This window comes from Ralstonia sp. UNC404CL21Col (assembly GCF_000620465.1).
GTDB classification, from domain to species: Bacteria; Pseudomonadota; Gammaproteobacteria; order Burkholderiales; family Burkholderiaceae; genus Ralstonia; species Ralstonia flatus.
On sequence record NZ_JIBE01000004.1, the window covers coordinates 540,499 to 552,961 of the forward strand.

10 protein-coding genes are annotated in these 12,463 nt (G+C 64.2%); 4 read left to right on the forward strand and 6 right to left on the reverse strand.

Annotation, left to right across the window (positions count from 1 at the left end; translation table 11 throughout):
• Window positions 1-129: 129 nt before the first annotated feature.
• Complete coding sequence (locus N511_RS0110595; protein WP_027679272.1) at window positions 130-1,314, forward strand: fumarylacetoacetate hydrolase family protein; 1,185 nt, start codon at window positions 130-132, stop codon at window positions 1,312-1,314.
• Here N511_RS0110595 and N511_RS0110600 read toward each other — a convergent pair.
• The 5 genes from N511_RS0110600 to xylF form a co-directional block, all read right to left on the reverse strand.
• Window positions 1,305-2,210: an SMP-30/gluconolactonase/LRE family protein gene (locus N511_RS0110600; protein WP_027679273.1), complete on the reverse strand. Its 906-nt coding sequence runs from the start codon at window positions 2,208-2,210 to the stop codon at window positions 1,305-1,307. The genes N511_RS0110595 and N511_RS0110600 overlap by 10 nt on opposite strands.
• Entirely contained in the window at window positions 2,207-2,974 is a 768-nt protein-coding gene (locus tag N511_RS0110605) for an SDR family NAD(P)-dependent oxidoreductase (protein ID WP_027679274.1), read from the reverse strand. The genes N511_RS0110600 and N511_RS0110605 overlap by 4 nt, the downstream gene beginning before the upstream one ends.
• Window positions 2,975-3,020: 46 nt before the next feature.
• Window positions 3,021-4,223, reverse strand: coding sequence for a sugar ABC transporter permease (locus N511_RS0110610; RefSeq protein WP_027679275.1), 1,203 nt, complete (start codon window positions 4,221-4,223; stop codon window positions 3,021-3,023).
• Window positions 4,220-5,803, reverse strand: coding sequence for a D-xylose ABC transporter ATP-binding protein (gene xylG / locus N511_RS0110615; protein WP_027679276.1), 1,584 nt, complete (start codon window positions 5,801-5,803; stop codon window positions 4,220-4,222). The genes N511_RS0110610 and xylG overlap by 4 nt, the downstream gene beginning before the upstream one ends.
• An 81-nt stretch (window positions 5,804-5,884) precedes the next feature.
• Window positions 5,885-6,913: a D-xylose ABC transporter substrate-binding protein gene (gene xylF / locus N511_RS0110620; RefSeq protein WP_027679277.1), complete on the reverse strand. Its 1,029-nt coding sequence runs from the start codon at window positions 6,911-6,913 to the stop codon at window positions 5,885-5,887.
• 270 nt (window positions 6,914-7,183) lie between these two features.
• Here xylF and N511_RS0110625 point away from each other — a divergent pair, with 270 nt between their 5' ends.
• The gene (locus N511_RS0110625) at window positions 7,184-8,407 is read left to right on the forward strand and encodes a XylR family transcriptional regulator (RefSeq protein ID WP_027679278.1); all 1,224 of its coding nucleotides are present in this window, start codon (window positions 7,184-7,186) and stop codon (window positions 8,405-8,407) included.
• Window positions 8,404-9,486 (forward strand): aldose epimerase family protein, encoded by a 1,083-nt coding sequence (locus tag N511_RS0110630; protein ID WP_027679279.1) that lies wholly within the window; start codon window positions 8,404-8,406, stop codon window positions 9,484-9,486. The genes N511_RS0110625 and N511_RS0110630 overlap by 4 nt, the downstream gene beginning before the upstream one ends.
• A 27-nt stretch (window positions 9,487-9,513) precedes the next feature.
• Here the strand turns inward: N511_RS0110630 and N511_RS0110635 are convergent, their stop codons facing one another.
• Window positions 9,514-10,941, reverse strand: a complete 1,428-nt coding sequence (locus N511_RS0110635; protein ID WP_027679280.1) for a nucleobase:cation symporter-2 family protein — start codon at window positions 10,939-10,941, stop codon at window positions 9,514-9,516.
• A 347-nt stretch (window positions 10,942-11,288) separates the two neighbouring features.
• Here N511_RS0110635 and N511_RS0110640 point away from each other — a divergent pair, with 347 nt between their 5' ends.
• On the forward strand, window positions 11,289-12,356 hold the full coding sequence (locus tag N511_RS0110640; protein ID WP_027679281.1) for a hypothetical protein: 1,068 nt from the start codon (window positions 11,289-11,291) through the stop codon (window positions 12,354-12,356).
• Window positions 12,357-12,463 lie beyond the last annotated feature (107 nt).

Sequence of the window (12,463 nt, forward strand, 5' to 3'; positions counted from 1 at the left end):
TCCCGTTCATGAGTGGCTCGATTGTCCAACAGGTTGGAAATTGCGTCACAGCGTTGGACACCCTGCATCGCCGTCTCTACGATCACGCGGGTTCCCTGGCAACAGGGGTGTCCTACTCACGGAGTGCACATGACCGACATCGCCAACTATTTGCCGCACGATCTTGAGCATGCAACGCTCGTCGGTCGAGTGTGGCGCACAACGGCCAACGGCGAGGGGCCATCCGTCGTGGTGGTACGCAACGGTGTCGTTTTCGATATCACGGAAGCCGTGCCGACCGTGTCGGATCTGTTCGAGCATCCTGACGCACTGGCCGTCGCCCGGCAGGCACCCGGGGAAGACCTGGGCCGCGTCGAAGCGCTGGTCGAACGTTCCATGGCCGCCGATCGTGCAAGCAACGCTCCCGCCCTGCTCGCCCCGAATGATCTGCAGGCGATCAAGGCCTGCGGCGTGACGTTCGCCGTCAGCCTGATCGAACGTGTGATCGAAGAACAGGCCGGCGGCGACCCCGCCAAGGCCCGCGACGTGCGCGAATCCATTGTCGGCGTGGTGGGCTCCGATCTCTCGAAGATCAAGCCCGGCTCCGATGCCGCCATGCGGCTCAAGGAAGAACTGCAGCGCCGCGGCGCGTGGTCGCAATACATGGAAGTCGGCATCGGCCCCGATGCAGAAGTGTTTTCCAAATCGCAGCCGATGTCGGCAGTCGGGTTCGGCGCCGACGTCGGGCTGCATCCGGCCTCACGGTGGAACAACCCGGAGCCGGAGATCGTGCTGGCTGTCAGCAGCGCCGGGCATGTCGTGGGAGCGGCGCTCGGCAACGACGTGAACCTGCGCGACATCGAGGGGCGCTCGGCGCTGCTGCTGGGCAAATGCAAGGACAACAACGGCTCCTGCGCCATCGGCCCGTTTGTGCGCCTGTTTGACGAGCACTTCACGATCGACACGATTCGCACGACGCAGGTATCGCTGCGTGTTGAGGGCACCGACGACGGCTTCGTGCTCGACGGCGTGAGCCATATGAGCGAGATCAGCCGTGACCCGCTCGACCTCGTCGCGCAAACCTGTGGGCCGCACCATCAGTATCCGGACGGCTTCATGCTGTTTCTCGGCACGATGTTCTCGCCGATCAAGGACCGCGACGCGCCGGGTGCCGGCTTCACGCACCACCTCGGCGACCGCGTGACGATCAGCGCCCCGCCCCTCGGCGCGCTGGTCAACACGGTGCGCCTGTCGACGGAGATCGCACCGTGGACGTTCGGTGTCCGCGCCCTGTATCGCAACCTGGCAGCGCGCGGGCTCTTCCGTCAGGATTGATCGGACGTCGCTGCGGAAACGTCCACGGCACATTCCGTGGATGGGAGCCCCTTGACCGGCGCGCGAAACATAAACAAGCCGCCCGCAAGCGGCTCCTTCTGCAACGCCTCTTCCGTCAGGCCCTTTCGTGCGGTGGTTGCATAGACGGTCTGCAAATCATCGCCGCCGAACGCGAGCTTGGTGATGTTGGAACACGGAAAGGCGACGCGCCCGACGCTTCGGCCGTCGGGTGAGAACCGCTCGATCCGGCCTCCGCCAAACAACGCGATCCACACACACCCGTCTTCATCGACAGCCATGCCGTCGGGGTAACCGGTGCCGTCGATGGCGGTGAAGACGCGCTTGTGTTGCAGGCAGCCGTCGTCACCGAGGTCGAAGGCATAAACCACGCGCTGCAAGGTATCGGTGTGATACAGCGTGCGGCCGTCCGGGCTCGCGGTCGGGCCGTTCGTGATGACGTAGCCCGAATCGCGCACGCTCAACCGGCCATCCCGACCGACGCGGTAGAGCTGCCCGCTCGCCTCGCGCTCCGCATCGTCCATCGAGCCGAACCACAGCGCCCCGGTGCGATCGACATAGCCGTCGTTCAGGCGGTTTCCCGGCCGATCGGTCTCTACGGGCAGCATGCGGCTGAAGGTACCGCTTGCGAAATCGAACCGGTAGAGACCGCCCTGCACGCCGCAGACCCAACTGCCGTCAACGCCGGGCAGCGCAAAGCCGATCTGGCCGGGCGCGACCCAGCTGCGGCGCACATCGGTATCCGGGTCATAGCGATAGAGCCGCCGGCCCTTGATGTCGACAAAGACCACGCAGCGCGATGCGGCGTGCCACACCGCGCCTTCCCCCAGCGTGGCACCGACGCGCCAGACGCATTCCGGAATGATGGGCGCCATCATCCGCCGTACCACCCGCCATCGACGAAGTACTCCCGCGCCGTGCAGCGGGCAGCGTCGTCCGATGCAAGAAACAACGCCATGCGCGCCACGTGTTCCGGCTCGACGCGTTCATGCAGGCATTGCTCGCCCAGCAGCTTGGCTTCGCTTTCGGGGGATTGCCAGAGCGCCATCTGACGCGGCGTGCGCACCGCGCCGGGCACGATGCAATTGACGCGAATGCCGAACCCGCCAAGATCGCGCGCCAGGCCGCGCGTCAGGCCTTCAATGCCGGCCTTGGCCGTCATGTAGATGGCGAGGTCCGGCTGGGCCAGGTGCCACGAAATCGACCCGAGGTTCAGGATCACGCCGCGCCCTTGCTTCTTCATGCTGGGCAACACGGCTTGCGCGCAGAAGAACTGATGGCGCAGGTTCACCTCGATGCGGTTGTCCCAATACGCCGGCGTCACGGTTCCGATCTGATGGCGGTCATCGTTCGCTGCGTTGTTGATCAGGACGTCGATGGGACCGGCGTCGGCCTCGATGTCCGCGAACGTGGCGTTGAGCGCGTCGATATCGCGCAAGTCGCAGTGGCGGAAGACCGGCGGATGCACGCATTCGCCCAGCGATGTCGCCAGCGCTTCGGAGTCAGCCCGCGCGATATCCAGAAACGTCACGCGCGCCCCCTGTTTGGCAAAGCCTTCAACGATGGCCGCACCAATGCCGCTTCCCCCGCCGGTAATCACAACGTTCTTGTTAACGAGGCTCGGATAAATCGCATAAGACATAGGAGATTCCTGTGACAGCAAAGGAGATAAAACGTGTAGCGCAGCCTCAGCGGCGGACGGAGCGCGAGATGACATCGACCCAGACGGCCAGCACGAGAATCCCGCCCTTGACGATCATCTGCCAGTAGGCGTCGACGTCGAGCATCGACATGCCGTTGTCGAGGCTGGCCATGACGAGCGCACCGACCAGCGCGCCGTACACGGTGCCTGCGCCGCCGCGCATGGACGTGCCGCCGATGAAGCACGCCGCAATGGCATCCAGCTCGCCCATGGTTCCGGCGGAGGGCGAACCGGCAGCAAGACGCGCCGTATTCACGATGCCGGCAAACGCGCACATCAGCCCCATGAGCCCGAAGATGGCCAGCTTCACGCGATCGGTGTTGATGCCCGACAGGCGCGTGGCCTCAAGGTTTGACCCCACGGAGTAGATACGGCGGCCGAACACCGTCTGGCTGGCGATCCAGGAAAAAATACCCAGCAACGCCAGAACGAGGAGAACCGGCACCGGGATGCCGCCATAGCTGTTGAGCGTGGCGACAAAGGCGACGATGACCGCGCCCGCCACAACAAGCTTGGCGACGTCCTGCCAAAGCGGCGCAACATCGAGTTCATAACGGCGATGCTCACGCCGCTGCCGGATCACCACGAAGATCAACAGGCAGAAGATCAGCACCGCCATCAGGTCGCCCACGCGGCGCGGCAGGTAGCCCTGGCCGATCAGCACGAAGCTGTCCGACACCGGCGCAATCGTCGAGCCATGCGTCAGGCCGAGCAGGATGCCGCGATACGCGAGCATGCCGCCCAGGCCGACAATGAAGGACGGCACGCCCCGGTAGGTCGACCACCATCCGTTGAACAGGCCCATGCCCACGCCGAGCAGCAGCACCACGGGCACCGTCGCCGTGATCGGCCAGCCCAATCCTTGATCCAGAATGGCCGCCACGCCGCCGAGCAAGCCAAGCAGCGAACCGACCGAAAGATCGATCTCGCCCGCGATGATGACGAACACCATCCCGCAGGCCAGCATCCCCGTGATCGACATCTGGCGCAGCAGGTTGGACAGATTGCGCGGCGAGGTGAATGCGCCGTTGGTCAGCATCGAAAAGAACAGCCAGATCGCGGCCACGGCGATCAGCAACGCCAGGATCTTGTAGCGTGCGAACAGTTGCCTCAGGCGCTGGCTTGCCTTGAACGTATTGCGCGAATCGGCGACCCTGCCGGCGGCTTGTGGGCTGGTTTGAGAAGTCATGCGTGACCTGCCTGATGGAGAGTGGGTGCGTGCCCGGGTGTGTGCCTGGGTGTGTGCCGGACTGGCTGAATGGCGGCGGTCAGAATGTGTTCCTGTGTCAGTCCGTCGTTCACGAAATCGCCGCGCAGTTCACCCTCGCCGATCACGAGCACGCGGTCCGAAATGCCAAGCACTTCGGGCAACTCCGACGAAATCACGATGATGGCCATGCCACGCTTAGCGAGATCGCCGATCAGCTTGTAGATCTCGTATTTGGCGCCGACGTCCACGCCGCGGGTCGGCTCATCCAGAATCAGGACGCGCGGCTCCGTGAGCAACATTCGGGTGAGGACCGCCTTCTGCTGATTGCCGCCCGACAGGCTGGCAATGGGAAGCATCGGATGCGCGGCACGCACGGCGAGCCGCCGCATCTCCTTGCGGATCGTGTCGAGTTCGGCCGCGCCGTCGATGCGACCGAGACGCGCGAACCGCTGAAGGACGGCCAGCGTGATGTTGTGCCCGACGCTCATCAGCGAGACGATGCCGTGACGTTTGCGGTCTTCCGGCACCATGGCGATCCCCGCACGAATGGCATCGAGCGGCGCGCGGATTTTCAACGGCTTTCCGTCCAGGACGAGGTCCGCCTCACTGGCACCTTCATACGCGCCAAACACGGCCTGCATCAGCTCGGTGCGCCCCGCACCGACCAGCCCCGCCACGCCGAGGATTTCGCCGCGCCGCACCGCGAAGGACACGCCGTCGACCCGCTTGCGCGCCGGGTTGTTGACGTCGTAGCACGTCACGTTGCGCGCCTCGAACACCACCTCGCCAATGGGATGCGGTTCACGTGGGAACAGCTGCGTAATTTCGCGCCCGACCATGTGCGCGATGATGCGGTCCGTGGTGAGCGCATCCATCGGCGCGGTGGCCACATGGCGGCCGTCGCGGATGACGGTGACCGTGTCGCATACCGCCTCCACCTCATCGAGCTTGTGCGAGATGTAGACGCACGCAATGCCGCGCGCTTTCAGGTCGCGCACGATGTCGAGCAGGATGCGCGTCTCCGCCGCCGTGAGCGATGACGACGGCTCATCCAGGATCAGCAGCTTGGCGCGCTTGTTCAGCGCCTTGGCGATTTCAATCAACTGCTGGTGCCCGCCGCCGTAGTGCATCACGGGCAGCGCCACGTTGATGCCCTGGATGTTCAGGTCACGCAGCAGCTTGTCTGCGCCCTGGTACATGGCCGCGTAGTTCATACGACCGCCTGGCAGCGTGATTTCGTTGCCGAGGTAGATGTTCTCGGCCACCGACAATTCCGGCACCAGCATCAGTTCCTGATGGATGATGACGATGCCGGCGCGCTCGGTGTCGCGAATACCGCTCGCGTGCAGCGGCCGCCCCTCCCAGAGGATTTCGCCATCCCAGGTGCCGCTCGGGTAGACACCCGAAAGCACCTTCATGAGCGTCGACTTTCCGGCGCCGTTCTCGCCGCACAGGCCAACACACTCGCCCGGCTTCACGACCAGGTTGATACCGTCCAGCGCCTTCACACCGTCGAACGTCTTGACGATGCCGCGCATCTGCAACAAAGGTTCAGACATGCCCCGTCCTTGAGGTACGAACGCGGCCGGCGATGCAGCGTTGGCGCATCGCCGGCACAAAGCGGTCCTGACTGCGGGACCTTACTGGCCGCCGATCTGCGCCTGCGTGTAGAAGCCGTCTTTCACCACCAGGTTGACGTTGTCCTTCGTGAGCTGGGTGGGCTGCAACAGCACCGTGTCGACCTTCTTCTTGCCGTTGTCGTACTGCGCGTTGTACTTCGGCTTGTCACCCTTGGCGAGCGCCACCGAAAGCTGCGCGGCCTCGGTGGCAATCAGCTTGAGCGGCTTGTAGACCGTCATCGTCTGCGTGCCGGCAATCACACGTTTGACGGCGGCAAGGTCGGCATCCTGCCCCGACACCGGCACCTTGCCGGCCAGCTTCTGCGCAGCCAGCGCCTGGATTGCGCCACCGGCCGTGCCGTCGTTGGAGGCGACCACGGCATCGATCTTGTTGTTGTTCGCCGTCAGCGCGTTTTCAACGATACCCAGCGCCGCAGAAGCGCTCCACTCCGGCACCCATTGCGAGCCGACGACCTTGATGTCGCCGCGGTCGATGGCCGGCTGCAGCACCTTCAACTGGCCCTGCCGCAGCATCTTCGCGTTGTTGTCCGTGGGCGCGCCGCCCAGCAGGAAGTAATTGCCCTTCGGGCGCACGTTGTAGACGCCCTGCGCTTGCAGCTCGCCCACCTTCTCGTTGTCGAACGAAATGTAGGCATCAACGTCGGCATCGAGAATCAGGCGGTCATACGACACCACCTTGATGCCGGCCTTCTTGGCTTCGGCCACCACGTTGGTGAGCGCCTTGGAGTTGAACGGCACGATGACGATCACGTCGACACCGCGCGAGATCAGGTTCTCAATCTGCGAGATCTGGCGTTGCTCGCTGGCGTCCGCCGATTGCACCGACACCTTGGCACCCAGCTTTTCCGCCGCTGCGACAAAGTAATCGCGGTCGCGCGACCAGCGCTCCACGCGCAGGTCGTCGATACAGAAGCCAATTTCCGGATGCGCCTTGCTCGCGTGCGCCAGCGGCGCGGCCATCGACAGGCTGGCGAGCACTGCACCGCAAAAGGCGGCCCTCAGAACACAACGGCGTTGGTTCGATTTCATGTCTCACTCCATCTTCTTTTGTTGGTGGGTACCGACGTGGCGTCTGCTGCGCCGCAATAGATTTCGGCCGGCTCGACGGCAGTCGCATGGTGCATGCGCCGCCTTGGCACCGGCAATTACGAAATTGCCCAACCGCCCTAACATTTCTTGCCACCCGGCGGGCATCGTCTGACAGCGCCGCATGCAGCCCATAGAATGTGCGGGCGAGCGGCACGCCCCAGCACCGCCGCCGTATGGCAAACCCCCGCCACCGCGAGCGCCCAATAGCCCATGCACCGTCAATTGCCCGATCCATCGCAGCACGCGCGGATTCATCGCATTGCGCTGCTGTTCAACGCCAACAAGGTGTACGACCGCGAGATCATCGCGGGCATTGGCGACTACATGCGCTCCACCCGCGTGACGTGGGACCTGTTTCTGGAAGAGGACTTCCGCTGCCGCCTGCCCGGCATCGAGCGCTTTGACGGCGACGGCATCATTGCGGATTTCGACGACCCCGCCGTCGCCGAAGCGCTACGTGGTTGCCCGCTACCGGTGGTGGCCGTCGGCTCTTCGTATGAAGACCCGGCGCACTACCCCGCAAAGGAGCCTTATGTCGCCACGGACAACGGCAAGCTGGTCGCGCTCGCCTACCGGCACCTGATCGAAGCCGGCCTGCAGCACTTTGCGCTGTACAGCCTGCCCCAGGCGCCGGAAAACCGCTGGGCACAGCAGCGCGAACTGGCCTTTACGCGCTTGCGCCGGCAGGACAATCCCGCCACGCCCGTTGACCAGGAGATTTACCGGGGCCTGTCGACCAGCGCACCGACCTGGCATCAGGCGATCAGCCAGTTGATCGAATGGCTGCGCGGCTTGCCCAAGCCCATCGGCATCATCGCCGTAACGGATGCGCGGGCGCGGCATCTGCTGCAAGCCTGCATGACGGCAGGGTTCGCGGTGCCGGAAGAGATCGCCATCATCGGCATCGACAACGATCCGCTCACGCGCACGCTGAGCCGGATCCCGTTGTCATCGGTCATTCAGGGCACCGTGGAGATGGGGCGCACCGCCGCACATCTGCTGCACCAGATGCTGGGCGGCGCGCGCCTGGCAGGTCGGCAGATTCTCGTGCCACCCGTGGGCATCAATGTGCTGGCGTCGTCTCGCCATCAGCCGCTTGCCAGCCCGTATGTCATGCGGGCGCGGCACTTCATTCGGCAATACGCCTGCCAAGGGATCAAGACCGAGCAGGTCGCGGACTACGTCGGTATCTCGCGGTCATCGCTCGAAGAACACTTTCGTCGTGAATTGCATTGCACCGTGCACCAGGAAATCCTTCGCCACAAGCTCGACGCGGCCAAGCACATGCTGGCCAGCCGTGATGTCGCTACCGCCGAGGTGGCGGTGCGCTGCGGCTTTACCTCTCCGCAATACATGCATGCCGTATTCCGCCGTGAGCTGGATTGCACGCCGCGCGAATACCAGGAACGCGCCACCACGGAGAGCCAATCATGAGCATCGCGCCCGCGCTCTCCGCACACGCGCCGCTCGACGGCGCCATCTCGTCGGCAACGTGGGGGCACTTGCCGGACGGTGAACCGGTTCGGCTCTTCACGCTGCGCAATGCCTCGGGCATGCGCGTTTCCATCAGCGATCTGGGGGCGACGCTCGTCTCCTGGCAGGCGCCGGATCGCAGCGGGCGTCTGGGCGAGATTCTTCTCAACCATGCGACGCCTGCCGCCTACCTTGAATCGGGCGGCTATCTGGGGGGCTTGATCGGACGCTGGGCCAACCGGATTGCCGGCGCGCGCTTTACGCTCGACGGCATCGACTACGTGCTCGACCGCAACGAGGGCGGCAACCTGCTGCACGGCGGCGCGAGCGGTTTTCATCGGGCACTATGGGACGCCGAGGACCAGGACGGCGCTCTGGTCATGCGGCTCACGTCTCCGGAAGGCGATGCCGGATTCCCCGGCAATGTCGCCGTGCGAGTTCGCTATGCGCTAGACGACGATGGCACGCTGTCGATCGACTACGAAGCCCGCACCGATGCGCCCACGCCAATCAACCTGACCAGCCACGGGTATTTCAACCTCAGCGGCAGACCCGGCACCGACATCCGGGGCCACATCCTGTCGATCGATGCCGATGCCTTTCTGGAAGTCGATGCCAAGCTGATCCCGACGCGAGCAATGAGTGTCGCGGGCACGGCATTCGACTTTCGGCAGGGGGCGCCCATTGGCGCGCGGCTGGACTGGCCCAACGCGCAGTTGGCGCAGGCCGGCGGGTTCGACCATTGCTTCGTGTTGCGCAATATGGCGCCGGACGATCGCCCGCATGTGCGTCCGGTCGCGCGGCTGTATGAACCCGGCAGCGGCCGCGAATTGACCGTGCTCACCGATCAGCGCGGGCTTCAGTTCTATTCGGGCCACATGCTGTCGGGCACGCACGCGCAACGCAGCGGCTTATGTCTGGAAGCGAGCGCGTTCCCGAACCAGGTCAACATGCCCGATGCGGAAGCGGTCATGCTGCGCCCGGGCCAGGTCTACCGGCAGCACACCGCATACCGCGTCTCGGTTGCCGGAGAAACCTGAACCGCGTTGAAGCGCGGCGTTGGATGTTCAATGCGCGGCTGCGGCCGCACCGTGCATGACTTCGTGCGAGCCGCGGATGCCGTTGAACCAGGCGTTCAGCACCACGGCCACCAGCGTGCCCATCACGATGCCACTGTGGGTGATGGGGCGCGTCCAGTCCGGGAAGTGATGGAAGAAGGCCGGCGCCAGCGTCGGCATCATGCCAAAGCCGACCGACACCGCGATGATCAGCAGGTTATGGCGCTGCTGCTGGAAATCGACCATGCCCAGCATGCGGATACCGGCTGCGGCCACCATGCCGAACATCACGATGCCCGCCCCGCCCAGCACGTATTGCGGCACCGATGCCACCACGTACGACAGCTTCGGAAACAGCCCCAGCACGATCAGCAGCACCCCGCCGGCGGCCGCCACATAGCGTGACCGCACGCCCGTGATCGACACCAGCCCGATGTTCTGCGAGAACGACGTATGCGGGAACGTGTTGAACACGCCTGCAACAACTGTCGCCAAGCCGTCGGCACGCAGGCCGTTGGTCAACTCGTTGCGCGAGATCGGCTTGCCCACCACGTGCGCCAGCGCGAGGAACATGCCGGTTGATTCCACCAGCGTGATCACGATCACGATGCACATCGAAATGATGGCGGACAGCTCGAACTTCGGCATGCCGAAGTAGAACGGCGTCACCAGCGTCATCAGGGGTGCGGCGCTCGCGTCGGCCAGCGACACCTTGCCGAACGCCGCCGCCACCAGCGTGCCCGTCACGATACCCAGCAGCACGGCGATGTTGCACAGCAGTGCGTTGCCGAACTTGGTCAGCAGCAGGATCGTCACCAGCACAAGCGCGGCAATGGCCAGGCCGAACGGATCGCCAAACGCCGGGTTCGGCACCATGTGTTTCACGCCGTCCACCACCTGCGGAATCATCTGCTGGCCGCCTGCGGCCCAGTTGATCCCGACGCTCAGCAGCGAAAAGCCGATCAGCATGATGACCGTGCCCGTCACCACGCGCGGGAACAGGCCGAGCAGCCGCCCCATCAGCGGCGCAACGGCAATGCCGAACACGCCGGAAACGATCGACGCCCCGAAGATGCCGGGTAGCCCCATGCCGGGCTCCACACCGATGGCGATCATGGGCGCAACCGCCGCAAACGTGACGCCCATCATGACCGGCAGGCGGATCCCGAAAATCAGGAAACCGAGCGATTGGATCAGCGTGCCGATCCCAGCCGCAAACAGGTCGCAATTAACGAGATACGAGAGATCGCTCTTCGACAGGCCGAGCGCATTGCCGACAATCAGCGGCACGGCGATCGCGCCGGCATACATCACCAGCAGGTGCTGCAGGCCAAGCGCAAACAGGCGCGGCAATGGCAGAAACTCGTTGACGGGATCGGCAATGGCGCCGGTGATTGTCGACGAAGAGGGCGAGGGTTGGCCGGGGGATTGGCGCATTGTCTGTCTCCTGGGGCCGCCCCCGTGTCAATGCCGGGAGCGTGCTTTAGGCGGATGGGGCGGGTTCCATTCGCCAGCATTCATGCGGCGTGATGCCGCGTATTTGCCGGAATCTTGGAGGGGCGCCATTTTTCTGTCAACAATTCCATACGTTTTTTGTGTACATATTTTGCGTTCTGAAACGTATGTGCGCTTCGAGCTTCATCCGACGCTCCTCGGCGCAAAAACAAGACGGAAACCGGTCACCCGTGGGAGGCATCCAACCGCACAGCCTCGGAATGTTCGTAGGCCTGCTGCCGCCGGAGCGTGACTAGACTGGCTCGGTCTATTTCTTCACGAGCCCCACCATGACGATGATCGACGGCGCCAGCATCGGCTATTGGAAAGCGCATGCCCCCACGCCGGAAACTACGGCAGCGTTGGACACACTGAGAAACTTCAACGCCTCGCATCCGCTGAACGGCGGGCCATCGCAAGTGCTCACGACTGCAAAGCTGCTCGCCACGAAGACGTCCGAGCCTGGCGCCAGCGCGGCCATGGAGGCCGTCAACCGTGAGCGCGAGCAGGTCAGCGCGGCAGAGGATGCGTGCCGCACGCTGGTCGCCCAGGCGCGTGCCGGAAAACTCGATACCGACATGCTGCGCGAGGTCCACTCGCAGACGCAGCAGTTTCAGGACGTGGTCAGCGCAGAGGCCAACAGCGGCAGCGAAGCCATCAAGGCGAGGGGCCGGAACTACATGGCGGACGGCAAGCCGGCAGACTTCCTGGCCGACTTCCAAGTCGAGACCCAACGCGCGGACGACGTCAGGAACATCGTGGGCGCACAGAACAGCAGCCCCTACACCGTGATGGACACCGACAGCTATGCGCACAACACAGTCGCACCGCTGCTGGACCAGACCCGACAGGACATGCAGGCAGTCGCGCAATACCTGCCCGGCACCCCGGAAAAAAAGGCCGCGTTGGTCAACCTGACGCATGACCTGAATGAGTTGAAGACCACCCGGCAAACGCTCGAGCAGGATGGCGCTGCCGCCGGCAACATGCAGAACCTCGGCGGTGCCCTGCAAACGCAGGCTACGCAGCACATGACGTGGGGATTCAACCAGTTGAATCAGCTGGAGCCGCTCATGCGGGACGCTACTCAAGTGCAGCGCCAGGGCGTGATCGATGTGGCGATCACGCATACGCCGAATCTGGCGGGGCTGCGTGACAACGCTCTGGCGGCCCTGAATGACGTCGAGGCGGCACACAAGAGCGTGATGGACCCATCCAACGCTGTGACCACAGTCCAGCAGCTGTTGGGCGACGTGATTGACCCGACCACCGGCAAGGCGATGCTGCAAGCAGACATTTATTCAAGCGGTGGACTGGAAGCGCTTATCAGCGATCCTTCGTTGCGGTGGTCGCGCTGATAGGCACCCCGATATGAGAAACACGGTCGCGCAGGCGGCGGGAACGCCGCAAGCTTGCGCGACGGGCATCTTTCTGAAGCCCCCCGCCTGCGCCTCCGTCCCAACAT